The organism is Leifsonia sp. McL0627, assembly GCF_058244615.1.
The window spans coordinates 287,208-311,835 of sequence record NZ_JBZCGM010000002.1 but is presented as its reverse complement, the minus strand read 5'-3'; the positions used below and the strand labels follow the sequence as shown (position 1 = coordinate 311,835).

24 protein-coding genes and 1 pseudogene are annotated in these 24,628 nt (G+C 67.6%); 10 read left to right on the top strand and 15 right to left on the bottom strand.

The genetic code is table 11. The annotated features are described in order from the left end of the window. Positions 1 to 77: 77 nt before the first annotated feature. Complete coding sequence (locus AC37TH_RS01950) at positions 78 to 1,127, top strand: zinc-dependent alcohol dehydrogenase family protein (RefSeq protein ID WP_490762672.1); 1,050 nt, start codon at positions 78 to 80, stop codon at positions 1,125 to 1,127. Here AC37TH_RS01950 and AC37TH_RS01945 read toward each other — a convergent pair. The 6 genes from AC37TH_RS01945 to AC37TH_RS01920 are packed head-to-tail and all read right to left on the bottom strand — an operon-like array spanning position 1,124 to position 6,647. Further along, entirely contained in the window at positions 1,124 to 1,951 is an 828-nt protein-coding gene (locus tag AC37TH_RS01945; RefSeq protein ID WP_490762671.1) for an inositol monophosphatase family protein, read from the bottom strand. The genes AC37TH_RS01950 and AC37TH_RS01945 overlap by 4 nt on opposite strands. Continuing rightward, positions 1,948 to 2,655 (bottom strand): glycerophosphodiester phosphodiesterase, encoded by a 708-nt coding sequence (locus AC37TH_RS01940; RefSeq protein WP_490762670.1) that lies wholly within the window; start codon positions 2,653 to 2,655, stop codon positions 1,948 to 1,950. The genes AC37TH_RS01945 and AC37TH_RS01940 overlap by 4 nt, the downstream gene beginning before the upstream one ends. Beyond that, entirely contained in the window at positions 2,652 to 3,731 is a 1,080-nt protein-coding gene (locus tag AC37TH_RS01935; protein WP_490762669.1) for an ABC transporter ATP-binding protein, read from the bottom strand. The genes AC37TH_RS01940 and AC37TH_RS01935 overlap by 4 nt, the downstream gene beginning before the upstream one ends. Next, the gene (locus AC37TH_RS01930; RefSeq protein WP_490762668.1) at positions 3,728 to 4,549 is read right to left on the bottom strand and encodes an ABC transporter permease; all 822 of its coding nucleotides are present in this window, start codon (positions 4,547 to 4,549) and stop codon (positions 3,728 to 3,730) included. The genes AC37TH_RS01935 and AC37TH_RS01930 overlap by 4 nt, the downstream gene beginning before the upstream one ends. After that, positions 4,549 to 5,496, bottom strand: a complete 948-nt coding sequence (locus tag AC37TH_RS01925) for an ABC transporter permease (protein WP_490762667.1) — start codon at positions 5,494 to 5,496, stop codon at positions 4,549 to 4,551. Before AC37TH_RS01925 ends, AC37TH_RS01930 begins: the two co-directional genes overlap by 1 nt. Next, a complete protein-coding gene (locus AC37TH_RS01920) occupies positions 5,496 to 6,647 on the bottom strand; it encodes an extracellular solute-binding protein (RefSeq protein WP_490762666.1) in 1,152 nt (383 codons plus the stop codon). Before AC37TH_RS01920 ends, AC37TH_RS01925 begins: the two co-directional genes overlap by 1 nt. 185 nt (positions 6,648 to 6,832) lie before the next feature. On the opposite strand from AC37TH_RS01920, the gene AC37TH_RS01915 reads away from it, so the two are divergent. Continuing rightward, the gene (locus AC37TH_RS01915; protein ID WP_490762665.1) at positions 6,833 to 7,630 is read left to right on the top strand and encodes a DeoR/GlpR family DNA-binding transcription regulator; all 798 of its coding nucleotides are present in this window, start codon (positions 6,833 to 6,835) and stop codon (positions 7,628 to 7,630) included. On the opposite strand, the gene AC37TH_RS01910 is transcribed toward AC37TH_RS01915, so the two are convergent. The 4 genes from AC37TH_RS01910 to AC37TH_RS01895 all read right to left on the bottom strand — a co-directional run bounded on the left by AC37TH_RS01910 (position 7,623) and on the right by AC37TH_RS01895 (position 10,846). After that, positions 7,623 to 9,020 carry an APC family permease gene (locus AC37TH_RS01910; RefSeq protein ID WP_490762664.1) on the bottom strand — a complete coding sequence of 466 codons (1,398 nt, stop codon included), beginning with the start codon at positions 9,018 to 9,020 and terminating at the stop codon, positions 7,623 to 7,625. The two genes, AC37TH_RS01915 and AC37TH_RS01910, sit on opposite strands and share 8 nt — an antisense overlap. A gap of 243 nt (positions 9,021 to 9,263) precedes the next feature. Beyond that, on the bottom strand, positions 9,264 to 9,854 hold the full coding sequence (locus AC37TH_RS01905; protein ID WP_490762663.1) for a nitroreductase family protein: 591 nt from the start codon (positions 9,852 to 9,854) through the stop codon (positions 9,264 to 9,266). A 111-nt stretch (positions 9,855 to 9,965) separates the two neighbouring features. Then, entirely contained in the window at positions 9,966 to 10,280 is a 315-nt protein-coding gene (locus AC37TH_RS01900) for a hypothetical protein (protein WP_490762662.1), read from the bottom strand. Continuing rightward, entirely contained in the window at positions 10,277 to 10,846 is a 570-nt protein-coding gene (locus AC37TH_RS01895; RefSeq protein ID WP_490763839.1) for a helix-turn-helix domain-containing protein, read from the bottom strand. Before AC37TH_RS01895 ends, AC37TH_RS01900 begins: the two co-directional genes overlap by 4 nt. A gap of 448 nt (positions 10,847 to 11,294) precedes the next feature. On the opposite strand from AC37TH_RS01895, the gene AC37TH_RS01890 reads away from it, so the two are divergent. The 4 genes and pseudogenes from AC37TH_RS01890 to galU all read left to right on the top strand — a co-directional run. Beyond that, positions 11,295 to 12,830 (top strand): glycosyltransferase, encoded by a 1,536-nt coding sequence (locus AC37TH_RS01890; RefSeq protein ID WP_490762661.1) that lies wholly within the window; start codon positions 11,295 to 11,297, stop codon positions 12,828 to 12,830. Further along, positions 12,823 to 14,334: a glycoside hydrolase family 26 protein gene (locus AC37TH_RS01885; RefSeq protein ID WP_490762660.1), complete on the top strand. Its 1,512-nt coding sequence runs from the start codon at positions 12,823 to 12,825 to the stop codon at positions 14,332 to 14,334. The genes AC37TH_RS01890 and AC37TH_RS01885 overlap by 8 nt, the downstream gene beginning before the upstream one ends. 62 nt (positions 14,335 to 14,396) lie before the next feature. Beyond that, complete coding sequence (locus tag AC37TH_RS01880; protein ID WP_490762659.1) at positions 14,397 to 15,797, top strand: UDP-glucose dehydrogenase family protein; 1,401 nt, start codon at positions 14,397 to 14,399, stop codon at positions 15,795 to 15,797. Between the two features lie 66 nt (positions 15,798 to 15,863). After that, positions 15,864 to 16,745, top strand: a pseudogene (gene galU, locus AC37TH_RS01875) (UTP--glucose-1-phosphate uridylyltransferase GalU); the annotation flags it as partial. A gap of 261 nt (positions 16,746 to 17,006) precedes the next feature. Here the strand turns inward: galU and AC37TH_RS01870 are convergent. Then, positions 17,007 to 17,300 (bottom strand): hypothetical protein, encoded by a 294-nt coding sequence (locus tag AC37TH_RS01870; protein ID WP_490762658.1) that lies wholly within the window; start codon positions 17,298 to 17,300, stop codon positions 17,007 to 17,009. Positions 17,301 to 17,466: 166 nt separating this feature from the next. Here AC37TH_RS01870 and AC37TH_RS01865 point away from each other — a divergent pair, with 166 nt between their 5' ends. After that, positions 17,467 to 18,222, top strand: a complete 756-nt coding sequence (locus tag AC37TH_RS01865; RefSeq protein WP_490762657.1) for a GNAT family N-acetyltransferase — start codon at positions 17,467 to 17,469, stop codon at positions 18,220 to 18,222. Here AC37TH_RS01865 and AC37TH_RS01860 read toward each other — a convergent pair. Beyond that, positions 18,219 to 18,713, bottom strand: a complete 495-nt coding sequence (locus AC37TH_RS01860; RefSeq protein ID WP_490762656.1) for a MarR family winged helix-turn-helix transcriptional regulator — start codon at positions 18,711 to 18,713, stop codon at positions 18,219 to 18,221. The genes AC37TH_RS01865 and AC37TH_RS01860 overlap by 4 nt on opposite strands. 78 nt (positions 18,714 to 18,791) lie before the next feature. On the opposite strand from AC37TH_RS01860, the gene AC37TH_RS01855 reads away from it, so the two are divergent. Beyond that, entirely contained in the window at positions 18,792 to 19,160 is a 369-nt protein-coding gene (locus AC37TH_RS01855) for a VOC family protein (RefSeq protein ID WP_490762655.1), read from the top strand. Positions 19,161 to 19,428: 268 nt separating this feature from the next. Here AC37TH_RS01855 and AC37TH_RS01850 read toward each other — a convergent pair whose 3' ends face one another. Genes AC37TH_RS01850 through AC37TH_RS01840 form a run of 3 tightly spaced genes read right to left on the bottom strand, consistent with a single transcriptional unit; the run spans position 19,429 to position 22,649 of the window. Further along, positions 19,429 to 20,499, bottom strand: a complete 1,071-nt coding sequence (locus AC37TH_RS01850; protein ID WP_490762654.1) for a threonine aldolase family protein — start codon at positions 20,497 to 20,499, stop codon at positions 19,429 to 19,431. Between the two features lie 27 nt (positions 20,500 to 20,526). Then, positions 20,527 to 21,207 carry an SDR family oxidoreductase gene (locus tag AC37TH_RS01845; RefSeq protein ID WP_490762653.1) on the bottom strand — a complete coding sequence of 227 codons (681 nt, stop codon included), beginning with the start codon at positions 21,205 to 21,207 and terminating at the stop codon, positions 20,527 to 20,529. Continuing rightward, positions 21,204 to 22,649: a DUF6421 family protein gene (locus AC37TH_RS01840; protein WP_490762652.1), complete on the bottom strand. Its 1,446-nt coding sequence runs from the start codon at positions 22,647 to 22,649 to the stop codon at positions 21,204 to 21,206. The genes AC37TH_RS01845 and AC37TH_RS01840 overlap by 4 nt, the downstream gene beginning before the upstream one ends. A 181-nt stretch (positions 22,650 to 22,830) precedes the next feature. Between AC37TH_RS01840 and AC37TH_RS01835 the strand changes: the two genes are divergently transcribed. Beyond that, positions 22,831 to 23,559: a DNA alkylation repair protein gene (locus tag AC37TH_RS01835; protein ID WP_490762651.1), complete on the top strand. Its 729-nt coding sequence runs from the start codon at positions 22,831 to 22,833 to the stop codon at positions 23,557 to 23,559. A 95-nt stretch (positions 23,560 to 23,654) separates the two neighbouring features. Continuing rightward, positions 23,655 to 24,554 (top strand): SDR family NAD(P)-dependent oxidoreductase, encoded by a 900-nt coding sequence (locus tag AC37TH_RS01830; RefSeq protein ID WP_490762650.1) that lies wholly within the window; start codon positions 23,655 to 23,657, stop codon positions 24,552 to 24,554. The last annotated feature ends 74 nt before the right edge of the window (positions 24,555 to 24,628 follow it).

Here is a 24,628-nt window from a genome sequence, read left to right as displayed (position 1 = left end):
TCATCAGGCCGTCACCGTGCGTGCCCCGAACGAGGGGCATGACGTTTCGGTCATTCTCGCGGCGTAGGCTTCTCCCCATGCTTGCTACGGTCATTCACGGTGAACGAGACATCCGAGTCGAAGAGGTCGCCGACCCCGTCCTGTCCACGGGAGGCGACGCCATCGTGCGCGTCGTCGCCGCGTGCGTCTGCGGTTCCGACCTCTGGCCGTACCGCGGTGTGACGCCGACGAATCACGCGCACCGCATCGGGCACGAGTTCGTCGGGGTCGTCGAGGAGGTCGGGCCGGACGTGAAGACGATCGCGCCTGGCGACTTCGTCATCGCGCCGTTCTACGACTGCGACATGACCTGCGTCAACTGCAAGAACGGCGTCAGCACCTCCTGCCTCAACGGCGGCTGGTGGGGTTCCGACGACAAGATCGGCGGCTTCGCCGACGGCGGCCAGGGCCAGAAGGTGCGCGTTCCGCACGCCGACGGCTCGCTCGTCGCGACGCCCGAGTACCCGAGCGACGACCTCATCCCGAGCCTGCTGACGCTGTCGGATGTGATGGGCACCGGCCACCACGCCGCCGTCTCCGCCGGGGTCACCGATGGCAGCACCGTCGTGGTGGTCGGCGACGGCGCGGTCGGGCTGTGCGCGGTCCTCGCCTCCGCCCGTCTCGGGGCATCGCGCATCATCGCGATGTCGCGGCACGAGTCCCGTCAGGAGCTGGCGCGCGCGTTCGGCGCCACCGACATCGTCGCCGAGCGCGGCGACGACGGCGTCGCGGCCGTCAAGCAACTGCTCGACGGCATCGGCGCGGACTGCGTGCTCGAAGCGGTCGGCACCAAGGAGTCGATGGACCAGGCCATCCGCTCGGCCCGCCCCGGCGGGATGGTCGGCTACGTCGGCGTCCCGAACGGCGGCCCCGAGCTTCCCGTCCGCCCGCTGTTCAGCAACAACGTCGGCGTGAACGGCGGCGTCGCCCCCGTGCGCAACTACGTCGAGGAGCTGCTGCAGGACGTCTGGTCCGGCGCCATCGACCCCGGCCGCGTGTTCGACCTGGAGCTTCCGCTCTCCGAGGCCGCCGAGGCATACGCGGCCATGGATGAGCGCCGCGCCATCAAGGTGCTCCTGCGCCCCTAGCGTGTCGGGACGTCACTCGTCAGTTCTCCAGCGCGAGCCGACGTGGATGCACTCCACATCTCGTAGAGTTCCCCGCTCACGCCGGGCGCAGCCACGAGGATTCCGCCGCGCGCAGGAAACAACGCCGGAGCCCCGTCCTCGCCGAGGACGTCAGCTCCGGCCTCGCCTGCGATCAAACAGGCGGCCAGGTGGTCGACAGCGTTGAACCGATGGATGATCCCCCCTGCACCGCGCCCGGCTACGGGAGCGAGGAGGGCGAGAGTTCCCGAACCCATGACCCGAAGCGTGCAGTACGCGTCGGTCAGTGCATCCGCAAGGTTGCGCATTCCCGGCCACGCCCGGTGCCCGGCGAGTTCACTGCTCACCACGCCGCCGGTGAGAGTGGGCTTGTCGGTCATGGTGAGGGGGACGCCGTCCCGGCGGGCACCCGTCCCGGCGATCGCATCGAAGATGGTGCGCTGCCACGGTTCGGCGACGACTCCCACGAGAGGCTCATCGTCGCGGGCGAGGGCGAGGGAGAACGCCGTCCACGGAACCCCGTTCGCGAGGTTGGTGGTGCCGTCCACAGGGTCGAGGTACCAGGTGGGGACGCCCGGCGCGGCCTCGCCCCCGAATTCCTCGCCGACGAATGAGTGGTGGGGATACCGGGCGAGGATCTGCTTGCGCACATGCCATTCGATGTCGCGGTCGAGTTCTGTGACCAGGTCGGCGGGGTCGACCTTCGTGCTCACGGTCGTCACCCGGTGTGTTCGCGTCAGCTCCGCCGCCCAGCTGCCGAGCTCTAGTGCCAGGTCGCGGGCGGTCGTCAGTTCGTCAGGGCTCACAGTGCCATTCCCTCGCGTAGAGATGCTCGCAGCATGAGCATCGCTTGAAGCCGATCGAGTCGGTTGGTCGTGATGGCGTCGACGCCGAGAGCGAGTGCGCGGACGAAGTCGTCCTGCTCGTCCAGCGTCCACACGGTGACGGGAAGGCCGAGCGCGTGGACGCCGTCGACGAACGCCTCGTCGGCGATCGGGAACGGCACGTTGACCGTCACCGGCGTCAACTCGGCCAGCTCGTCTTCCGATGGCACCCGGAGGTGGTCCCAGGGCAACCAGAGTCGGGCGTTCGCGTCGAGGGAGCGCAGGATGCGCATCCCGTCGAGGTGGCCGCACCAGTCGACTGTCACCCCCGACGCGGCGGCGACGGCGTGCGCGGGCGATGCGAAGCGGGGGTCGTCCATGTCGATCACCAACCGGCTCGTGGTGTCGGCGAAGAGCGGAAGGACCTCGGCCAGCAGGGGAGGCCGGTCGTCCGCAGCGCCGAAGGCCGTCAGGTCGGAGGTGGGGACCGCGTCGATTGCACGGTCGTCGTTCCAGAGCCGTTCGAGCGTCGAGTCGTGCAGCACGACCACGTCGCCGTCCGCGGTCAGGCGCACGTCGATCTCGACGATGTCCGCGCCTTTCGCGATGGCCGATCGGACGGCGGGAAGGGTGTTCTCCCGGAACGTCGACGAGTCGCCGCGATGGGCTGAGAGACGCGGGATCATGCGACCACCGCCTCTGCGTGGTCGACCAGGCGACCGTCGCGGTACTGGAGAGCGGACTCGACCGTGGCGAACCCGACGCTGCCGAGTCGCGGCGGCACGCCGGTCACGTACGCGTTCAGCGTGACGTCGTCGCGGCGGAGCCGCAGCTCGTGGAAATGTCCGTGCGGCACGACCCGTTCGACGACGGCGCGCATCGCGCCAGGACCCGGATTCTGCGTGAACACGACGTCCTCCGGACGGATGCCGACGACGCCAGGTCCGTCGACGACCCTTGCCCCGTCGAACGATCCGTCGAACCGGTTGAGCGAGCCGATGAAGGTTGCGACGAACTCGGTCGCAGGGCGCGCGTACAGCTCCGTCGGCGTGCTGAACTGCTCGATCCGGCCCGCGTTCATCACCGCGACGCGATCGGAGATCGACAGCGCCTCCTCCTGGTCGTGCGTGACGATCACCGTGGTGATCCCGAGACGTTGCTGCAGGTCGCGGATGTCTTCGCGCACCTTCACGCGGAGCTTCGCGTCCAGGTTGCTCAGCGGTTCATCGAGGAGAAGCACGTCCGGCTCCTGCACCAGCGCGCGGGCGAGGGCGACGCGCTGCTGCTCTCCTCCGGAAATGCGGGGCGGCCGGGAGTCGCGGTGGTGCAGGAGGTTGACCAGCTGGAGCATCGCATCCACCCGCTCGGTCACCGCGGCGCGCGACAGGCGGCGCAACCGCAACGGGTATGCGACGTTCTTCGCGACGGTCATGTGCGGCCAGAGGGCATAGTTCTGGAACACCATCGCGCTCGGGCGCTTGTCAGGGCCGAGGCGCGTGACGTCCCGGCCGGCCATCGCGATGCTGCCTGCGTCCGGCGAGAGGAATCCGGCGATCATCCGGAGTGTCGTCGTCTTTCCGCAGCCGGACGGGCCCAGCAGCGAGACCAGCTCGCCGCGCTGAACCGTGAGGTCGAGGTTGTCGATGATGGTGCGGCCGCCCAGGGTCTTGCTGAGCTCGGCGAGGCGCAGGCCGTCAGAGCTGTCGGCGGCGTCGGCCACGTCGGTCGCGTCGGCAGGGGAGTTCACTGTGTTCTCCTTCATTTGAGTTGGAAGCCTTCGGCCAGCTGGCCGCCCATCACGTGCTTGCGCACGGCGAGCAGCAGCACTACCGACGGGATGGCGAGCAGGATCGAGAACACGGCAGCGACCTGTTTGGGGAAATTGAGGACGAGGCTGTACATCTCGGTCGGCATGGTGAGGATGTCCGGCGCCCCGACCAGGTAGGTTCCTTGCGCCTCGTCGAACGCCGCGAGGAACGCCATGACGGCGCCGACCAGGATGCCGGGGAGCGCCATCCGCAGCGTGACGGTGAAGAACACGCGAGCCCGGGATGCTCCCGCGTCGCGCGCAGCCTCCTCCAGCGCCCGGGGCACGGCGGAGAACGCAGCGGCGGGGATCCAGGTCATGAACACGATCGTGCCCAGCAGTTGCACCACGACCACGCCGGCGATCGTGTTCATCAGTCCGAGCGCGTAGTAGAGCGAGGCGAGCGTCGCGAACAGTCCCATCCGGGGGAAGGCGTTGGTCGCGAAGAGGCCGATCAGGAAGAGGCGGCGGCCGGGGAACTCGAAGCGGGCGAACGCGTACGCCGCCGGGAGGCAGACGACGGCCGAGACGAGAACGACGATCGGAGTGATCAGCAGCGAGTTCTGGATGGACGACCCGAGCGATGGGTCGTTGAACACGGTCGCCCACCAGCGCAAAGTCCACGAGTCCGGCAACAGGTGCGGGTAGGTCCAGGTGTCTGCAAACGCGTGCGCGCCCAGCCAGACGAGCGGGCCGAGGACGAACACCAGGAGCACGATCGCAAAAAGCGCTGCACCGGATGTGCGGAGGGCGGCGGAGACGGCGCGCGGCATCAGATCCTCCCTTCGCGGCGGGCGCTGCGGAAGTTCGCCCAGACGTAGAGCGCGCCAATGCCCGCGGCGGCGAGGAAGACCACGAACGCCATGACGAGCGACTGCTGCGGCTGGTTGTACGAGGTGAAGTAGCTCGCGAGGGCGACGCCGAGCATGGTCGGAGCGTTCGGGCCCGTGAAGTACGGCACCGTGTACGAGCCGATCACGCCGATGGCGGTGAAGGTGACAGCGATCACGATCGGCACGGCGCTCATCGGGAGCAGGATGGTCCGCACGATTCGGACGGTGCCCGCACCCGCATCCCGCGCTGCCTCGATCAGCGCGTCCGGCACAGACTGCAGCCCGGACACGATCATGAGCACGGCGAAGGGCAACGACGTCCAGGCGGAGCCGATGACGATCGCGACGGCGGAGTAGGCCCAGACGGGCCCGTCGATGCCGACCTGGGCGAGCAGGCTGCGCAGGAACCCGTCCGCCGAGTAGAACGTGAGGATCGCCCAGGATGCGATGACGACCGGGATGAACAGGGGCACGATCGCGATCGCGGAGAGGAGCCGGGCGAGCCAGCCGCCGCGCAGGCGGAGATACAGGCCGATCCCGCCGGCGAGAAAGACGACGATCGCCGTGCTGGCGACGGTCACCCCGATGGTCAGCCCGAGATCCCGCCAGAACGCCTCGGAGGCGAAGACGTCTCCGTACGCGGCGAACGTCGGCAGTGCACCGTCGGCGTGGTGGACGTTCTGGCCGACAGCGGCGATCACCGAGTTGAGGCCGCCGGTGAAGCCGACGCTGAACGCGAGGGCCAGCACGACAGGCACCCCGACGAAGAGGGCGATGACGACGACGGGTGGAAGGGCGAGCAGGAAGCCGGTCATCGCGGTCCGCCGCGCCGGTTTGGCGCTGCGGACCGCGACGGCTGCCACCAGGTCTGAGGTGGCGGTGGCCATTACTTGCCGGGGACGTTCTGTGCCCACGCCTTGTTCAGGTCAGCAGACACGGTCGCGAAATACGACGGTCGCAGGTTCGCGATGTCGGCGTCCTTGAACTCGGCCTGCACGGAGGCGGGGAGCTTGTCCAGCGCAATCACCGGGTAGCCGGCGATGCTGTCGGACACGAGCGCCTGGGCATCCGGGGTGAGCAGCCAGGAGACGAGCTTTTCAGCACCCGTTTTGCGCGGGGACGCGGAGGGGATGCCGAGGTAGCTCGCCCCGCCGGTCAGCGACGGGTCCGAGATCTGCGTGTACGCGATGTTCGCCGGGATCTGGCCATTCTTCTTGCCGGTGACGAACTGGTCGCTCCACACCGGGGCGATCGAGATTTGGCCGCTCGAGAGGAGGTCGAGCACCTGGTTGTTGCCGTTCGGGTACACGCCCTTCTGATACACGTACGGGTTCAGCCCGGCGAGCGTGGTGAACCCCTTGTCCCACGAGCTCTCGACGCTCGGGTCCGTGCCGGTGACCAGCTTCACCCGGTCGGCGGCGGAGACGTTCTGGTCGAGCACGGTGGTGACGAACGACTGCCCGCTGCCGCCGGTGTCCGGAGAGTTGTACGTGAATTTGCCGGGGTTGGCTTTGATCCACGCGAGCAGGTCGTCCAGGGTTTTCGGCGGAGTGGCGACGGTCTTCGTGTCGTAGGCGAGGACGACGCTGGAACCGCGGTACGGGATGCCGCCCTTGCCACCGGCGGTGACGAGGTCTTTCGGCACGTCCTTCAGGCCGGGCACCTCGGTGCTGGAGACGTTCTCGAGCAGTCCGGAGGCGGCGACCTGCGAGACGAACCCGGCATCGACGAGGTCGTAGCCCGGGTCCTTCTTCTGGATGGTCGCGGCGGTGAGCTTGGCGACCGTCTGCTGGTCGTGCAGACCGTGCAGGTCGAAATCGACGGAGACGGTGTATCCGGGGTTGGCCTTCTCGAAGGCCGGGATGAGCGTCTTCTGCCAGAGATCCTGGATGTTGGTGTCTGCGCTGAGGAAGACGGTGAGCTTCTTGTCGGCGCCGTCGGTGGACGACGCGGCCGAACTGCTCTGCGCGCATCCGGCGAGGGCGAGTCCGACAGCCGCGACCGCGGCGATCGAGCTGAGGAGACGGGCGGGTTTCAAGAGGGCCTCCAGGGGAAGGGTGAAATTCGGAGTTCGCCTGAGCTCAAGCGAGCACGATCAAACTATTTCTCCCTGCGCGTTTCTGGCAACAGTTGTGCTTTAGGTTTCAATTGCGCTTCACCCACCGTTAATATGAGCGTAAATGAGCACGGAATACTGGGTGTAGTCACCAGAGAGAGGCGCATATGCTTGCCCATCAGCGCGAAGCAGCGATCGTCGAACAGGTCCGCACGCTCGGCAACGTCACGGTCGAAGAGCTGTCCGCCTTGCTGTCCGTGAGCGGGACCACGATCCGTCGCGACCTCGAGAGGCTGGAGCACACTGGCAGCCTGCGGCGCGTACACGGAGGTGCGACGATCCAGGAAGCGGGCACCCGTGACGTCGGCGGCGTCGAGGGCGACGATGACGGATTCCACGACACCGACCCGGATGCGGCCGAGAAACGGGACATCGCCGAGGCGGCTGCCGCACTCATCCGTGACGGCGACGTCGTCCTCCTCGATATCGGCCACACGACACTCGCGGTCGCCAGGCACCTGCGCGATCGCCGCGTGACGATCGTCACCAACAATCTCTGGATTCTGCGCATCCTGGGCACCGCGCCCGTCTGCACGGTCATTCTGCTCGGTGGCACGGTCGGGTCCAAGCCGGGGACGCTCTCAGGTCCTCTCACAGAGCAGGCGCTCGATCTGATTCACGCGGATGTGGCCGTCATCAGCAGCGGCGGTGTGCGCCCAGACGGTTCGGTCGTCACGGACCTCAATCAGGAGGCGACCATCAAATACCGAATGTGCCGGGCGGCCGACCGAGCCATTCTCGTGGCCACCTCCCTGAAGTTCCCCGGAGCAGGGTCCTTCCGCATCGCTTTCCTGCAGGATTTCGACACCGTCGTCACGACATCGGCTGCTCCAGCCGATGTGGTCGAGGACATTCGGCTGAGGGGCGGCGAAGTCCTTTTCGCGGCTGAGGCGCGGCCTACTTGACCGCTTTACTGAACCCCGTAACGGGCTGGCTCTCGTCGAAGCCGGGCACACGTCGGCGGAAGCCGCGGGTGAGCACCAGCAGGTAGACGAAGCCGATCCCCATCCAGATGCTGCCGCCGATCAGGGCGTCCGCGTGGAGGTTGGCCCAGAGCAGCCCGGTCAGCAGCATCCCGATCACGGGAAGCACGATGAACGTGAAGATGTCGCGCGGGGTGTGTCGGCGTCCCTTGCGGATGGCGAACCACGCGATCACCGAGATGTTCACGAACGTGAACGCGATCAGCGCACCGAAGTTGATGAACGCCGCGATCGTCTCCAGTGTGAACGCCGCCGCCAGCAGGCTGATGGCGCCGACCAGGATGATGTTCAGCGTCGGCGTGTGCGTCTTCGGGTTGACGAAGCCGAAGAACCGGCGGGGCAGCACGTTGTTGCGGCCCATCACCAGCAGCATCCTCGACACCGAGGCGTGCGAGGCGAGACCGGAGGCGAGCGTCGCGCAGAAGCCCGCGGCCGTGAGCACGGCCTGGAGGGTCTGCCCGCCGACCTGGAGGCCGATCTCGGGGAGCGTGCTGTCCTCGATGGCCGCCGTGGGGAACACCTCGGACGACGGGAAGCGCAGCTGCGTGAAGTACGACGTGATGAGGAAGATCGCGCCGCCGATGATCACCGTGAACAGGATCGCCTTCGGCATGATCTTGGGCGACTTCGCCTCCTCCGCATACATCGTCACGGCGTCGAAGCCGATGAACGAGAAGCAGACGATGGTGGCGCCCATCAGTACAGCACCCATCGTCACCCCGTCGTGGATGAACGGTTGCACGGAGGCGACGGTGCCTGCGCCCTGACCCTGGGCGAGCTGCGCGATGACCAGGACGACGAACACCACCATCACCACGATCGCGAACACCAGCAGCAGCATGTTGATGTTGGAGGTGCCGCGCATCGTCAAGTAGATGATCGACGTGACGACGGCGCAGTAGATGACCACCCAGATCCAGCCCGGAATGCCGGGGAACAGCGCTTCGAGATAGCTGCGGATGATGAGGCAGTTGACCATCGGCAGCAGCACGTAGTCGATCAGCGACGTCCAGCCCACCAGGAAGCCGACGTTGGGATGGATGGACTCGCGCACGTAGGTGTACGCCGACCCCGCGCTCGGGATGGCGCCCGCCATCTTGCCGTAGCTGACCGCGGTGAACATCATCACCACGAGCGCGACCAGATAGGCAGACGGCACGACGTTGTCCGTGTCCCTCGCGACCATTCCGAACGTGTCGAACACGACGGTCGGGGTCATGTAGCCCAGGCCGAGGCCCACGATGGCCCACAGCCCGAGGTTTCGTTTCAGCTTCCCGCTGGTGGGCGTCGCTGTCGCGATCGGAGTCGTCATTGTCTCTCCTTCAGCGCGTGGACGCTGCGACTCTGCAACGACCCGCGACACTGCTTCGGCCGTCTGAGTCCGGCCATGTTCCCATACGCGCTCGGCGCACGGCAAACCGGCGACGGCCTCCGTCGCCAGCGCAGCGTCGCGCCCACAAAAAACGAGTGGTCCCGAATTGCCGTGGTGCACAGGTGCGCACGGCAATTCGGGACCACTCGTCGGGCAGGCGCCGGGCGCTCCCGGCCGATCGCCCTACGCGTTGACGAGGACGATGTCGCTCAGCGCCGCACGCGTGCGCGGTGCGAGCTCGCGCTCGCGCAGCGGGTCGGGCAGACCCTCCGGGTCGCCGAGCACGCCGACGGCGCTGACGGAGATGGGCGTGAACCGCTCGTCGATGTTGAAAGCGGTGCGCAGGGCGTCCACGTCGAACCCGCCCATCTGGTGCACGTGCAGTCCGTCGTGGTGCGCCTGCACGCTGAGGTGTGCGACGGCCTGACCGAGGTCGTACGTCGCCCAGCGGCGCTCCTTGCCGTCCTCGTCGATCACTTCGGCGATGGCGACGATGAGCACGCTCGCCGATCCTGCCCACGCCTGGTTGAACCCCATCAGCGCGGCGGCGACGGCGTCGAACTCGGCGCTTCCTCGGCGCGCGACGACGAACCGCCACGGCTGCGTGTTGTTGGCGGACGGCGACCAGCGGGCTGCCTCGAGAAGTGCCGTGAGGCTCTCCTCGGGGACGACGGCGCTCTGGTCGTATGCGCGGGGGCTCCAGCGCTCTGCGAGGGCGGGGATGAGGGGTGCTGCGGTCACGGCAGCGCGCGAGTTCAGCTCGGCGATGGACATGGTTCTCCTGTGTTTCAACGGCATGGATGCTGCATGGCTCCATTGCCAAGCTATAAACATGCAAACACATTTATGGCCGGGATATTCCGACGCCCTCCGAGACGGCCGACGCTAAGCCATCGGCATGCCGAGGTCAGGGAGGGTCGGAGCCGGCGGCAGGCGCCAGTTGTGTTCGCGTGCCACCCGTTGGGCGGCGTCCAGGACCGCATCGCGAGGTGAGACGGGGCCGTCGACGTCTACCGTCGCGACTCGCTCGGCGTGATATGCAAGTGCGATCGCCGATCCCCCGACGATCTGGATGCGAGCTGCGCGACCGGATGCGCGGAGGATCGCGACGACATCGCGGAGTCCCTCCACGATGTCGTCCCTGGTGAAGGTGAGTTGAGGGCCGGTGGAGGCCGAGGCTGCGCCGGTGGCTTCGCTCATACGCTCGTAAGCTCATCCGCCTCGATGAGCACCCCACGGTCACGCAGTGGCCTAGGCACGCGGTCCTGCCTCGGCGCGAGGGGCGCCACAAGTGAGGAACTGGGCGGCGACCATTGTGCGTCCGCGAGCCCGCGATTCGCGGTCACCCAGGCGGGCGATGGCAATTTGGCCTCCTTGAGGCGCCATTCGGTGACTCCGGCGATGGCCGCATCCCATTCCGGGCTGATCGGTGCCGGCGCATTCAGCGTCAGTAGGAATCGTGTGGCCGGATCGTCGGCGCGCAGGTCGTCGGCGACCTGGATCAGAGCGCGGTAGGCGGTTCGCGCATCGTTCCGTTTCAGGGCCGTGCCGATGGCATCTGCGCCGTCAGCGACCGTCGCGCGTCCTCCGAGGGGGGCCGCGATGAGACGCACGCCGATCGCGTCGGCGATGCGTTCGACAGTGCGGGCCGTCGGGTCGCGGCGCTCATTCTCGATCGCCGACAGGTTGGGCACGGCGATTCCGGATCGTTCGGCGACAGTGCTCAAGGTCAACCCGGATTGCCTGCGCTGCAGTCGTAAAGTCATGCCGATCACGACTCCTCCAAACTTATCGAATTCGATAATAACACCAGCTAGCCGTCCCTCCCTCCAAAGTGAACCGTTTGTTACAACTGTGTTAACTCTCCCCGGCTCCCACACGCCACTTTTCTACCCGCGTCCGGGGTACAAACCCCTCAGCCACCGGCACTCACCTCGTTCCCAGCTATCAGGCCTCCTGTCTGAACGATTGTTCATCTGACCTGCCGTTCCGCCTCCCCCGAATGGGGGCATGTCCGCCATTCTGCCGACAGCCGGATCGTGTCCGCGTGTCTGCGGACAGGGGCACGCTGGGGTCGACCGCCCGCCTCCGGAGCAGGCGCTCGAAGGCCACTTGCGAGATGTGAAACGTCGCAGATACAACTTGACCAACCCGACCGCCCAGATCCCCAGTGACGTGGATGCAATCCCTGAGATCCTCTGAGAGGTCCCGTCCGTGTTCATTTTCATTCTGCAAATCCGGCACATGCTGGAGGGTCATCCCGAGTTCTATCTGTTCGCCGTCTACTCCGCCTTCATCTGGGTGATCTGGATCATCAAGGTGGCCGTCTCCCGCCGTTACCGCCCGTACACCGAGGACTTCGAGGTGTCCACGAGCGTCGTCGTCCCCGTGGTCGACGAGCCGCTCGACCTGTTCCGCGATGTCATCGGCCGCATGGTCGAGCAGAAGCCGGGCGAGATCATCGTGGTCATCAACGGCGCCCCCAATCCCGGTCTCGTCGAGGTGTGCGAGGAGTTCGCGCCGCTGGTGCGCTGGGTGCACACCCCGATCCCCGGCAAGCGCAACGCCGTCATGATCGGCACCAGGATGTCGACCGGCGACATCACCGTCCTGGTCGACTCCGACACCGTCTGGATGCCGGACGCCCTCTCCGAACTGGTGAAGCCGTTCAAGGACGAGCGCGTCGGCGGCGTCACCACCAAGCAGCGCATCCTGGAGCCGGAACGCAGCTGGATCACCCGCTGGGCGGACTGGCTGGAGAACTCGCGGGCGCTGTACTCGATGCCGGCGCAAAGCGTCGTCGGCCAGATCGGCTGCCTCCCCGGTCGCACCATCGCGTTCCGGCGGTCCATCCTGATGCGCGTCATGGACAAGTTCATGACCGAGCGATTCCTCGGCGTCTTCCTCGAGGTCTCCGACGACCGCACCCTCACCAACCTCACCCTCAAGGAGGGTTACCGCACCGTCTACCAGCACACCAGCCTGGTGTACACGGATGCGCCGCTCAAGGTGAAGAAGCTGTTCAAGCAGCAGCTGCGCTGGGCGCGCGGCAGCCAGTACAACACACTCAGGATGCTGCCCTGGATGCTCGGCCACGCCCCGCTGCTTGCCTTCTTCTTCATCAGCGACATCCTGCTGCCGTTCGTGCTCGCGGGAGTCCTGGCCGGATGGATCTACCGGTCGATCACCGGCAACGGCTACAACTTCTACGAAGGGTTCCTGCAGGCGTACGGCGTCGGCGGCGGTGTCCTCACGGTCGTCGCCCTGATGGTCGCCTCCTCGGTGATCAGCATGTCGATCCGCCAGATCAGGCACCTCTCCGAGAAGCCGTCCGACTTCTTCCGGCTGCCGGTGTTCATCATCGTCTCGACGTTCTTCCTGATGCCGATCCGTCTCATCGGGTTCTTCCGCATGGCGCACGCCAGTGGATGGGGCACCCGCTCCGGTGCGTACTCCGGCGGCCCGAACGAGATCAGCAGCGACGACGAGATCGCCCTGGCGTCCGGCGAGCGGGATGCGCAGGCTCCTGACACGCTCGTCCTCCCGGAGTCCGTCGGCGGCGTCACCACGGCGACCGCCCTCGCCACCCGCGCAGAGACCCGCGCGGCGACGGCCACGAAGTCCAAGACCACGACCAAGACCAAGACCAAGACCGCTCGCGCTGAGCGGCGTCGGCTCAACCCGTACGCCGCCATCCCGTACCTGATCGGTATCGCGATCCTGACCCTGGAGGCTTTCTTCCTTGTCTAACAAAGCTGTTACCTGGTGGGCGCAGACCAAGTCGCGCTCCCTGATGACCACGGCCGCCTTCCTCGTGCTGAGCGTGGTGCTCGGCGGCATTTCCTACTACGTCTGGTCGTCTCCGACGAGCGCGGTCCGCACCGTGGTCGACGCGGCGGCGACCGCCGTGAACCCCCTGGCCGCGCAGAACGCCAGCCTGCAGAAGAATCTGAGCACCGCCAAGAAGACCATCGCCAGCCAGAACGGCAAGCTCACGTCGCTGCAGCAGAAGTCGCTGGCTGCGCAGGCCTCGACGGCGAAGCAGCTCGCCACGTCGCTGCAGCGTGCGGTGGCCGCTGAGCGGGCGCTCGCCCAGACGAAGGCGCAGCTCGCCAGCGCGAAGGGCGCTCTCGCAGCGAACACCGGCACGAAGGGCGGGTCGGGGACGGCTGGCGGAACGGGCGGCACCGGCAACGGTGGCTCCGGCAATGGCGGCACCGGAAACGCCGGAAACGGCGGCGGCACGGTCACCGAGCCGACTCCCATCACCGCCCCGACCAAGGCCGAACTGCTCCAGCCGGCGAGCCGCTACTACGGCATGTACACCGAGCAGGCGCCGTTCAACTGGGCGACGTTCGACGCGACCAGTGCCAAGGTCGGCGTGCAGCCGAACCTGGTCGGCTACTTCAGTGGATGGGACGAGACGTTCCGTGCCAACGCCGTCACCAGGGCGTGGGCCCAGGGCAGGATGCCGATGATGACCTGGGAGTCCAGGCCGATCGCCTCCGGCAACGACTCGGCTGTTGCGCCGGAGTACTCCCTCCCGAAGATCATCGGGGGCGACTTCGATGCCTACCTGCACCAGTACGCCAAAGACATCGTCGCCACCGGCCTGCCGCTCGGCATCCGGCTCGACCACGAGATGAACGGCATCTGGTACCCCTGGTCGGAGACCGACGGCAAGGGCAACTCAATCAACGGCAACAGCCAGGGCGACTACGTGAAGATGTGGAAGCACGTCCACGACATCTTCCAGGCCGAAGGGGCGAACAGCCTGGTGGTCTGGGTCTGGGCGCCCAACATCGTCAACAATCTGCCGGCGCAGCACAAGGTCGACGGCTTCCTGCCGGCGCTCTACCCCGGCGACGACTACGTCGACTGGGTCGGACTCTCCGGCTACCTGCGCCCGCCGTACAAGGCCGACCAGTCCTTCACGTTCGACTACACCTTCACGCCGAGCCTGAACCAGCTCCGCGCCATCACGAAGAAGCCGATCATCCTCGCGGAGGTCGGAGCTTCGGAGACGGGAGGACACAAGGCGGCCTGGGTCACCGACTTCTTCACCGCATTCTCGAGACCCGAGAACGCCGACATCATCGGCTTCTCCTGGTTCAACCTCGCGATCACCAGCTACGTCGAAGGAGTCAGGGCCACCAACGACTGGCGCATCGACTCCCGCGCCGACACGCTGTCGGCGTTCATCGCCGGCGTCACACGCCCCGAAGACCACTTCACACTCACCCCGGCGCAATGACCGGCCGGCAGAGCAGTTCCGCGAGCAGTTCAGCGAACACCCCAGCGAAAGGACCACGCGACATGACCACCAAGAAGGCCGCGAAGGATCAGCCGGCTCCCCGCATCAGCGTGATCGGCACCGGATACCTCGGCGCCACCCACGCCGCAGCCATGGCGGAGCTCGGCTTCGACGTCATCGGCGTCGACACCGACCAGAGCAAGGTCGACGCCCTCCGCGACGGCCGTGTCCCGTTCTTCGAGCCCGGTCTGCCGGAGCTCATCACCCAGCACGTCGCATCCGGTCGGTTGAACTTCACCACCGACATCGCGGAGGCGACGGCGCTCGCCGACGTGCACTTCATCTGCGTCGGCACTCCGCAGCAGTCGGGCAGCTTCGCCGCGAACCTCAGCTACGTGGAGGCGGCGGCGCGCTCGATCGCACAGAACATGACGCACGACGGCGTCATCGTCGGGAAGTCGACGGTTCCGGTCGGCACGGCGGCGCGGTTGCGTGCCATCGTGGCGGCCGAGCTCCCGGCGGGCGTCTCTGCCGAACTGGTCTGGAACCCCGAGTTCCTGCGTGAGGGGAAGGCCGTCGAGGACACCCTCTCGCCGGACCGCCTGGTCTTCGGCGGCACGTCGGAGCGCTCGGAGGCTGTCCTCCGGCGCATCTACGCCACCCCGATCGCGGCGGGCACTCCGGTCCTCGTGGCCGACCTGCCGACCGCCGAACTGGTGAAGGTGAGCGCCAACGCGTTCCTCGCCACCAAGATCTCGTTCATCAACGCCATCGCCGAGGTGTGCGACGCTGCGGGAGCCGACGTCTCCCTGCTGGCGGATGCGCTCGGCCATGACGTCCGGATCGGCCGCCAGTTCCTGAACGCCGGGCTCGGTTTCGGCGGCGGCTGCCTCCCCAAAGACATCCGCGCCCTGATGCACCGGTCGAGCGAACTCGGAGCGCACGCAGCGGTCGGGTTGCTGCAGCAGGTGGACGAGATCAACATGGGCCGCCGCCAGCGGGTCATCGACCTCGCTCTCGAAGCCTGCGGAGGCTCCGTGCTGAACCGCAGGATCGGCGTGCTCGGCGCCGCGTTCAAGCCGCACACCGACGACGTGCGCGACTCGCCGGCCCTCAACGTCGCCGCCGCCCTGCACCTCCGCGGAGCGCAGGTCGTCGTCTACGACCCGGAGGCGCGCGGCACCGCCCAGCGGATGTTCCCGACCCTCGGATACGCGGACTCCGTCGAGGAGGCCGTGAACGGCGCCGACGTCACCGTGGTCCTCACCGAGTGGCCGGAGTTCGTCGAGGCCGACCCGGTCGCCCTCGCCGCGCTCGTGCACGGGAAGACCGTGATCGACGCCCGCAACTGCCTCGACGCCCCCGCCTGGTCGCGGGCCGGCTGGTCCGTGCGCGTGATGGGCAGGGTGCCGGAGGGCGCCCCGCTCGCCGACGACCTCGCCGCGCTGGCCGGCGTGCGCTGACGCGCTGTCCGCGCTCGCCGCATCCACTGTTTCACCTCCCCGCAGGACCCCTCGAGAGGAACCATCATGACCAGTTACGTGACAAAGGCCGTCATCCCGGCCGCAGGGCTCGGCACCCGTTTCCTTCCCGCCACCAAGGCGATGCCCAAGGAGATGCTCCCCGTCGTCGACAAGCCGGCCATCCAGTACGTGGTCGAGGAGGCGGTCGGCGCAGGACTGAACGACGTCCTGCTGGTGACCGGCCGCAACAAGAACGCGCTGGAGAACCACTTCGACCGCAACACCGAGCTCGAAGACACCCTGGCCAGGAAGGGCGACCTCGACCGTCTGGAGAAGGTCAACCAGTCCACGGCGCTCGCCGACATGCACTACGTCAGGCAGGGCGACCCCAAGGGCCTCGGCCACGCCGTGCTGCGCGCCAAGATGCACATCGGGCACGAGCCGTTCGCCGTGCTCCTCGGCGACGACATCATCGACGCCAGGGACCCCCTGCTGACCAGGATGCTCGAGGTGCAGCACCGGCTCAACACCACCGTGGTCGCGCTGCTCGAAGTCGACCCGAGCCAGATCCACCTCTACGGCGCCGCTGCGGTGGTCGAGACCGACGAGGACGACGTGGTGCGGATCACCGGCCTGGTCGAGAAACCGGACCGCGAGAGCGCTCCGTCGAACTACGCGGTGATCGGGCGGTATGTACTCCGGCCGGAGATCTTCGACATCCTGGAGAAGACGGAGCCGGGCAAGGGCGGCGAGATCCAACTGACGGATGCGCTGCAGGGCCTCGCGACGGCGCCGGACTGGACGGGCGGTGTGCACGGGGTGGTCTTCTCCGGCCGCCGCTACGACACTGGCGACCGCCTCGACTACATCAAGGCGATCGTGCAACTCGCCGCCGCCCGCGACGACCTCGGCAAGGACCTCGTGCCGTGGCTGCGCGAGTTCACGGCGACGGATGCGGCTGGTGCACCGGATGCCGCTGGTGCACGGGATGCCGCTGGTGCACCGGATGCCGCTGCCCCCGCCGCTCCCGTCAAGGGGGCCAAGCCGGCGAAGCCGTCCGTGCCGGCAGCTGCAGCCCCAGCTGTGCCCGTCATCGAGTCCGCACCGCGCAAGCGCGACCTCGTCCCGGTCGCCGGAGCCTGACCGGTTCCGACCTGAAGGGTGGTCCCGCTCCGGCCGGGCCACCCTTCCGTGTCAGCGCAGGTGCGGTCAGTCGAGCCCGAGCCGCTTCAACGTGTGGTGCTCCCCGTGCCCGGGGTCGGACTCGATCTCGTCCACTGCGATCGGGATGCCCGGCCCGACGGCCAGCCAGACGAACCCGTCCCTGTGCACCAGAGGAACCAGATCGGTCGTGCCATCCTTGAGCAGCGTACGGACGCGCTTCAGCAGCGCATACCCCTCCGACGGCTTCGTCACGTAGGTCTTCCGCCGATAGTGCACGACGTGCGCGACCGTCTTCGCGCCCAGCCCTTCGACTTGGGAGTCTGTCAGCGTCTCTGTCATCTCTGGTCCTCTCGCGGGCACCGAGTCGGGTTCGCCCGGGCGATCACCGACGGTACGCCCGTCGCCGCCGGAGTCAACCGATCCCTGGACGCCGCCGCACACTGCTCGCGACCTGCGCTCCGAGGCTTCGCGCACGGAGACCGGAGGCGGAGGTAGCGTGGCCGTCATGCGTCCCCTCCCATCGCCCGCCGAACTGGACGCTCTCGCCGACCGCGGCTGGCCGTCCATCGAGCGCGAGTCCGTCGGGCCGTGGGTCCTCCGCTTCGCCGCGGGGGTCACCAACCGTGCCAACTCCGTGCTCCCGGCGGGACGGGTGGACGCGGCGACCCTGCCGTCAGCCGTCGACGCGGCCGAGCGCGCCTATCGGGACCGCGACCTTCCGACCGTGTTCCAGGTCAGTCCGGCCACGGAGCCTGCGCTTCCCGCCGCTTTGGAGGCACGCGGCTACCGCGAGCACTCGGCCACGAGCATCCTGGTCGCCGACCGAGTGGCGATCGCAGCGACTTCCGGCGAATGCGCGATCACCGTCGCGCCTGCTCCGTCCCCGGCCTGGATGGACCTCTGGTGGTCGGTCGACGGTCGCGGCGACGACGTGGCCCGCGCCGTCGCCGAGCAGATCCTCACCGGGGGGCCAGCGCTCTACGCGTCTTCCGGCGACCCGGAACGCCCCGATGCCGTCGCCCGCCTCGCGGTCGTGGGCGGCTGGGGCGGCCTCTTCGCCGTGGCGACCAGGCCGGAGGCGCGCCGCCGCGGACACGCCGCCGCCCTCATCCGGGGTGTCGCCGCCGCAGCGGGACCGCACGGCGTCGACCGTCTCTGGTTGCAGGTCATGGCCGACAACGCGGGAGCACTCGCTCTGTACGAGAGCCTCGGTTTCGTCGCAGCGTCCAGCTACACGTACTGGTCGGAGCCGGCCCGCTAGGACGCCGCGCTGCCGTCGCGGCTGCTGCTGCCGTCACCGTCACCGTCGCCGTCGCGCAGCGAGCGGACCATGCTCTGCAGGATCCGGAACGCGCCGGCCTGCTCGGCGTCGGTCATCCCGGCCAGCATCCTGACCTCGACCGACCGGACCGCCGCGGTCGCCGTCTCCAGGCTCCGCCGGCCGAGCGGCGTGAGCTGCGTCGGGAGCACCTTGCCGACCGGCGCCTCTGATGGCCTGGTCACGAAGCCGTCCCGCTCCAGGGCCTGCAGCAGCACGTTCATCGACTGCCGGGTCACGAAGGCGCCGCGGGCGAGTTCGGAATTCGACAGTCCTGGACGCTGCGACAGAAGTTCGAGGCATGAATAGTGCGTCACGGTCATTCCGAGCGGACGGAGCACGGCCTCCATCGCAGCCCGGAGAGCGCTTGACGCCTCTTTGAGCAGATAGCCCAGTGACGTCTCCAAGTCGATACCGGTTCTGTCTTGACTCATGTCAGTATTCTGACATAGATTGAGACGTGTCAGAAAACTGACACAGATTCCCGGCACGCACAACAAAGGATTCCCACCATGCCCGTCACCGGCCCCGACTTCATCTCCCTCCAGGCGAGCGACCTCGCCGCATCCCAGGCGTTCTACGAGCAGTACCTCGGCCTGGTCCGCTCGCAGGCCGGCCCGCCGCACGCCGTCGTCTTCGAGACGACGCCGGTCGCGTTCGCCCTCCGCGACATCGTGCCTGGCACCGATCTCGCCTCGGCCGCCCAGCCCGGCATCGGAGCCGCGATCTGGCTGCACGCCACCGATGTCCAGGCCATCCATGACGCACTCGTGGCCGACGGCCACCCCATCGTCGTCGCCCCCATCGACGGCCCGTTCGGCCGGACGTTCACGTTCGCCGACCCGGACGGCTACCAGATCACCCTGCACGACCGCGCCTGAACGGGCCTCGAACGAATGCCCGTTAAAGCCACGATGCCGGGTGCGTGAACCTAGGGAATCCACGCAGCCCGGCATACGTTCGGGGTTACCTTCGGAGGATATTCGGGTTCCTCCGCCGGCTATTACAGACTAGCGAAGAACTCACCCGTGTGGGTCAAATGGAGGACACGATTTGTACCCCAGTAGGAGTGTCATTCTGGCCCTCACTTGGGGTGTTCGAGCCTCTTGACGTCACAAACCCGACACTGTAACGCAAGAACTGAACTGTCTACGCCGCCAGTTCCTGCTTCAGAGCGGCCACGAACGCGTCGATGTCGTGCTCCGACGTGTCGAACGAGCACATCCAGCGCACCTCGTGCCGCGCGGCGTCCCAGTCGTAGAAGCGGAAGTGCTCGCGCAGCCGGTCAGCGACCCCGGCGGGCAGGGTGGCGAACACGCCGTTCGACTGCGTCGCCTGACTGAAGCCGACCCCGACGATGCTGCCGTCGGCGATGCCTGTCTCCAGCGAGGTGCGCAGGCGGTTGGCCATCGCGTTCGCGTGCGAGGCGGAGCGCAGATAGAGGTCGTCGCTGAGCAGAGCGATCAGCTGGGCGGAGATGAACCGCATCTTCGACGCAAGCTGCATGTTCAGCTTGCGCAGGTAGATCAGGCCGTCCGCCGCCTCCGGGTTGAGCACGACGATGGCCTCGCCGTAGAGCATCCCGTTCTTGGTCCCGCCGAAGCTGAGCACATCCACCCCGGCGTCGGTGGTGAACGCGCGGAGCGGGACGCCGAGCGATGCGGCAGCGTTCGCGATGCGGGCTCCGTCCATGTGCAGCTTCATGCCGAGCGAGTGGACGTGGTCGGCGATCGCCTTGACCTCGTCGACGCTGTATGCGGTGCCGAGCTCTGTGGTCTGGGTGATCGACACGACGAGCGGTTGCGCGCGGTGCTCGTCGCCCCAGCCCCAGGCCTCCTTGTCGATGAGGTCGGGGGTCAGCTTGCCGTCTGGCGTCTCGACCTGGAGCAGCTTGATGCCGGCCACGCGCTCGGGCGCACCCGCCTCGTCGGTGTTGATGTGAGCGGTCTTGGCACACACCACGGCGCCCCAACGCGGGATCATCGACTGCAGCCCGACCACGTTCGCGCCGGTGCCATTGAACACGGGGAACACCTGCACGCCGTCGCCGAAGTGCTCGGCGAACACCTCGTGCAACCGTGCGGTGTACACGTCTTCGCCGTACGCGATCTGATGGCCCTCGTTGGCCGCCGCGATGGCGTCGAGGATTTCTGGGTGGACACCCGCGTAGTTGTCGGAGGCGAAACCGCGCAGGTTGAGGTCATGGAGTTGTAGCGTCACGTATCCATCCTTGCAGGAGTGAGAGAGTCAGTTCGCGGCGTCGGCGGGAGGTGTGAGCAACTCGCGCGTGCCGTTGATTGTGGAGGGATCGGCCTCCCAGAGAGCGGCGACGGAGGCGCCGAGCTGCTCTTCGAGTCCGTCGAGCGACTTCACGACGAACACGACGGCCGCAGCGTTCGGGGCCTGCTTCGCGAAGCCCTGAGCGACGGCGCGCGTCCACGCATCCCCTGCCGCTTTCGCCGCAGCATAGTTCGCGCCGCCCGCGTACGGCTTCTCGACCGCCGTCGACGACACGATTGCGAGACGGCCTGCTGATGAAGCGACGAGGTCGTCGTAGAACACCCTTGTGGTGTTCCGCAGCGTGCGGAACGCCCGCTCCAAGATGTCCCAGTCTTCGTCGGACTGCCCGGCGATGCCCCCGCCACCGCGCCAGCCGCCGACCAGGTGGATGAGCCCGTCGATCGCACCGAATTTCAAGTGGATGCGCATGGCCAGCTCGGCCACCGCATCCCGGTCGGCGAGGTCGCAGACCCGGGTGTCGACGCCGGGGACGGCCGCGGCCAGGGCGTCGAGCGCCTCCGGCCGCGTGCCGACGGCGAGGACCGTCGCGCCCGCTGCGATGAGCGAACGCGCGACGGCCTCACCGCTGGTGCTGGTCGCCCCCGCGACCAGCACCAGCCGCCCGGTGAGGGGTAGACCTTCCGTCACCGCTCGTCCGACGTGGCAGTGATGCCGGCGGTGGATTCGATGACGCTGGCCATCTTCTTGTTCAGTGCTTCGTAGAACATCGAGAGCGGGAACTCGTCGTCCAGCACCTGGTCGGTGTATCCCTTCGGAACGCCGGCGAGGATTTCGTCCGGCAGCCCGCGCGCCCACTGGGAGGCGGGGTTCGGGGTGAGCGTTTCGGTGAGCATCTCGTATGCGGCCAGCCAGTGCGCCACCTTGGGCCGGTCGATGGAACGCCAGTACAGGTCGTTGATCCGGTCGCTGAGTGCCACGACCACCTCGGGCACGCCGTCCCAGTCGATGGTCAGCTGGGTGTCCGTCCAGTGCAGCACGTCGTGCTGGTGCATCCACGCGAACAGCAACTGGCCGCCGAGCCCGTCATAGTTGCGGATCCGGCTGCCGGTGATCGCGAACCGGAAGATCCGGTCGAAGATCACCGCATACTGCACCAGCTTCGCGTGGTGACGGATCTGACGCTGCGCCTCCGACAGCTCCGCCTCCGGCAGCGCCGACAGCTCGCGCTCCTGCCGCACCGATTCGCGGAACGCCGTCAGGTCGCAACGCAGCTCCTCCAGCGAGTAGAGGAAGAACGGCATCCGCTGCTTGATCATGAACGGATCGAACGGCAGATCCCCACGCATGTGACTGCGATCGTGGATCAGATCCCACATCACGAAGGTCTCCTCCGTCAGCGCCTGATCCTCCAGCATCGCCGCCGCATCCGCCGGCAGCTCCAGCTTCGTGATCTGCGACGCCGCCCGCACCACACGCCGGTAGCGTGCAGCCTCACGATCCTGGAAGATCGCACCCCACGTGAACGTCGGGATCTCGCGCATCGCCACTGTCTCGGGGAACAGCACGGCCGAGTTGGTGTCGTAGCCGGGCGTGAAGTCCACGAAACGCAGCGGGACGAACAGCTTGTTGCCGTAGTCGCCCGCTTCGAGCGCCGCGATGAACTCCGGCCAGATCACCTCCACCAGCAAGGCCTCGACGAGGCGATTGGTCGAGCCGTTCTGCGTGTACATCGGGAACACGACCAGGTGGCCGAGTCCGTCGACGCGGTGCTGCTGCGGCTGGAACGCGTTCAGCGAGTCCAGGAAGTCCGGGACACCCAGGCCGTCGTCCGCCCAGCGGCGGAAGTCGACGCGGAGCGCCTCCAGGTAGGCGGCATCGTGCGGGAAGTGCGGCGCGAGCTCGGCGATCGACGCGACGATCGCATCCACCTGCTGCACAGCCCCCGCCTTGTCGGCGTCCTCGGGAACCGAGCCGTCCTTGACCTGCACCTGCTGCAGTGCGACGGCAGCCTCTTTGAGGGCAAGCCACGCGGGATGCGTCGCCAGCGACCGCACGGAACGGGCGTCCTCGACGACCTCGGGCTCTCCGACAATGGCGTTTGCACTGAACTGGGAAACGAATTGTGACATGACGAACCTCCCGTCGTTGGTCGTCCGCGGCTGCGGCACTGGTTCGGGTGCCGAATGCACCCTCAATCGAGCCTATCCACTCGCATCCGAACATTTTTTGACCATCCGGTGTCGTCCCTTGCGCCAGATGGCTCGCACGCGCAGTTTTCCCGCGCCGATCGGGGTGGGTATGCTCGGCGGGGTGACGGCAGCCCAGGTGCGCGATGCGCTCGCGGAGGTCGCCGACCCGGAGGACGCGGTGTTCCTGCAGCGCTTCTTCAAGACGGGCCCCGGCGAGTACGGGGAGGGCGACGTGTTCATCGGCGTCCGCGTCCCGCGGACCCGTGCCGTCGCGAAACACTTCGGCGGGATGCCGCTGGGCGAGTTGCGCGCACTGCTCGACAGCGAGGTGCACGAGCACCGTCTCGCCGCGCTCGTGATCCTGAACAGTGACTTCGAGCTCGCGAGCAGGCCGCGCAGCCGCGATGACGCCCGTCGCGGGGAGATCGCCGCCTTCTACCTGGACGCCGTCCGCCGCGGCCGGGTGAACAACTGGGACCTCGTCGACGCGTCGGCCGAGTTCGTCCTCGGCGAGTTCCTCTGGGATCGCCCCCGCGACCTGCTGTACGAGCTGGCGGCCAGCGAGGTGCTCTGGGAGCGCCGCGTCGCCGTGCTCTCCACGTTCGCCTTCATCAAGCGCGGGGACGTGTCCACCACGCTCGACCTGGCCGCCAGGTTGCTGGACGACCGCGAGGACCTCATGCACAAGGCGGTCGGCTGGATGCTCCGCGAGGTCGGCAAACGTGTTGACCGGGAGGCGCTCACCGGCTTCCTCGACGAGTACGCACCCCGGATGCCCCGCACCATGCTGAGCTACGCGACGGAGCACCTCACCGTTGAGCAGCGGGCGGAGTACCGCGCCCGGCGGTGACAGGGGCGGCTGGGCGGGGCGGCTGAGAGGGCGGCGGCCTAGGCGGCTGGCAGCACTGGCCGACGTGGTGGCTCGCGACTTGGGATGATGGACCTATGACGAGAACGGTTCGGGGCGCACGAGTGCTGATCACGGGGGCTGCCTCCGGGATGGGGAAGCTGTACGCCGAACGTGCAGTCCGCGAGGGTGCGGCCGCCGTCGTCCTCTGGGATCGCGACGAGGATGCCCTCACCGCACTGACCGCCGAGCTGCGCGCGCAGGTGATGGACCAGCGCTCGGAGTCACCGTGGGGCGGCCCTGGTCGTTCGCCGAGTTCGTCGGCCGGGCGACCGACGACGACCGTGCATCCATATGTTCTCGACCTCGGGGAGCTCGGCGCCATCGCGCAGTCGGCGCAGGCGGTCCGCAAAGAGTTGGACGGCATCGACGTCCTCATCAACAACGCGGGGATCGTCCGAGGCAAATACTTCTGGGAGCACGACAACGGCGACGACACCAGGCAAACCATGCAGGTGAACGCCCTCGCGCCGATGTACATCACCCGCGAGTTCCTTCCGGCCATGATCGCGAGCGCGCGCGAGGCGCGCATCGTCAACATCGCCTCGGCGGCGGGAACGGTGTCGAACCCGCGGATGAGCGTGTACGCCGCCTCCAAGTCGGCCGTCATCGGCTGGAGCGACAGCCTGCGGCTCGAACTGAAGCAGCAGGGCTTCGGGCACGTGAAGGTCACGACAGTCGCGCCGAGCTACATCTCCACCGGGATGTTCGAGGGCGCGCGGGGTCCGCTGCTCACGCCGATCCTCACCCCGGAATACGTGACGGACCGCGTGTGGACCGCGATGCTCGCCGGTCGCCCGATGCTGCTGCTGCCGTGGACGGTCGGACTGGCGCGCACCCTCAGAGGGCTGCTCCCGCTCCGGGCCTGGGATGCGGTGGCGGGCAACGTCTTCGGCGTCTACTCCTCGATGGAGAACTTCACCGGCCGCAAGCGCTGAGCTGGCGCTGAGCGGGCGGTCGCGCACCGGTCGCGAGGGTATACAAGGATGTCGCGCCCTGTCCGGGTGACATT

Excerpts from the sequence above, each read along its gene's own strand:
- AC37TH_RS01950 (WP_490762672.1), top strand. The coding sequence starts at position 78 with ATGCTTGCTACGGTCATTCACGGTGAACGAGACATCCGAGTCGAAGAG.
- AC37TH_RS01940 (WP_490762670.1), bottom strand. The coding sequence starts at position 2,655 with ATGATCCCGCGTCTCTCAGCCCATCGCGGCGACTCGTCGACGTTCCGG.
- AC37TH_RS01935 (WP_490762669.1), bottom strand. The coding sequence starts at position 3,731 with ATGAAGGAGAACACAGTGAACTCCCCTGCCGACGCGACCGACGTGGCC.
- AC37TH_RS01930 (WP_490762668.1), bottom strand. The coding sequence starts at position 4,549 with ATGCCGCGCGCCGTCTCCGCCGCCCTCCGCACATCCGGTGCAGCGCTT.
- AC37TH_RS01925 (WP_490762667.1), bottom strand. The coding sequence starts at position 5,496 with ATGGCCACCGCCACCTCAGACCTGGTGGCAGCCGTCGCGGTCCGCAGC.
- AC37TH_RS01915 (WP_490762665.1), top strand. The coding sequence starts at position 6,833 with ATGCTTGCCCATCAGCGCGAAGCAGCGATCGTCGAACAGGTCCGCACG.
- AC37TH_RS01910 (WP_490762664.1), bottom strand. The coding sequence starts at position 9,020 with ATGACGACTCCGATCGCGACAGCGACGCCCACCAGCGGGAAGCTGAAA.
- AC37TH_RS01905 (WP_490762663.1), bottom strand. The coding sequence starts at position 9,854 with ATGTCCATCGCCGAGCTGAACTCGCGCGCTGCCGTGACCGCAGCACCC.
- AC37TH_RS01900 (WP_490762662.1), bottom strand. The coding sequence starts at position 10,280 with ATGAGCGAAGCCACCGGCGCAGCCTCGGCCTCCACCGGCCCTCAACTC.
- AC37TH_RS01895 (WP_490763839.1), bottom strand. The coding sequence starts at position 10,846 with ATGACTTTACGACTGCAGCGCAGGCAATCCGGGTTGACCTTGAGCACT.
- AC37TH_RS01880 (WP_490762659.1), top strand. The coding sequence starts at position 14,397 with ATGACCACCAAGAAGGCCGCGAAGGATCAGCCGGCTCCCCGCATCAGC.
- AC37TH_RS01870 (WP_490762658.1), bottom strand. The coding sequence starts at position 17,300 with ATGACAGAGACGCTGACAGACTCCCAAGTCGAAGGGCTGGGCGCGAAG.
- AC37TH_RS01865 (WP_490762657.1), top strand. The coding sequence starts at position 17,467 with ATGCGTCCCCTCCCATCGCCCGCCGAACTGGACGCTCTCGCCGACCGC.
- AC37TH_RS01860 (WP_490762656.1), bottom strand. The coding sequence starts at position 18,713 with ATGAGTCAAGACAGAACCGGTATCGACTTGGAGACGTCACTGGGCTAT.
- AC37TH_RS01855 (WP_490762655.1), top strand. The coding sequence starts at position 18,792 with ATGCCCGTCACCGGCCCCGACTTCATCTCCCTCCAGGCGAGCGACCTC.
- AC37TH_RS01840 (WP_490762652.1), bottom strand. The coding sequence starts at position 22,649 with ATGTCACAATTCGTTTCCCAGTTCAGTGCAAACGCCATTGTCGGAGAG.
- AC37TH_RS01830 (WP_490762650.1), top strand. The coding sequence starts at position 23,655 with ATGACGAGAACGGTTCGGGGCGCACGAGTGCTGATCACGGGGGCTGCC.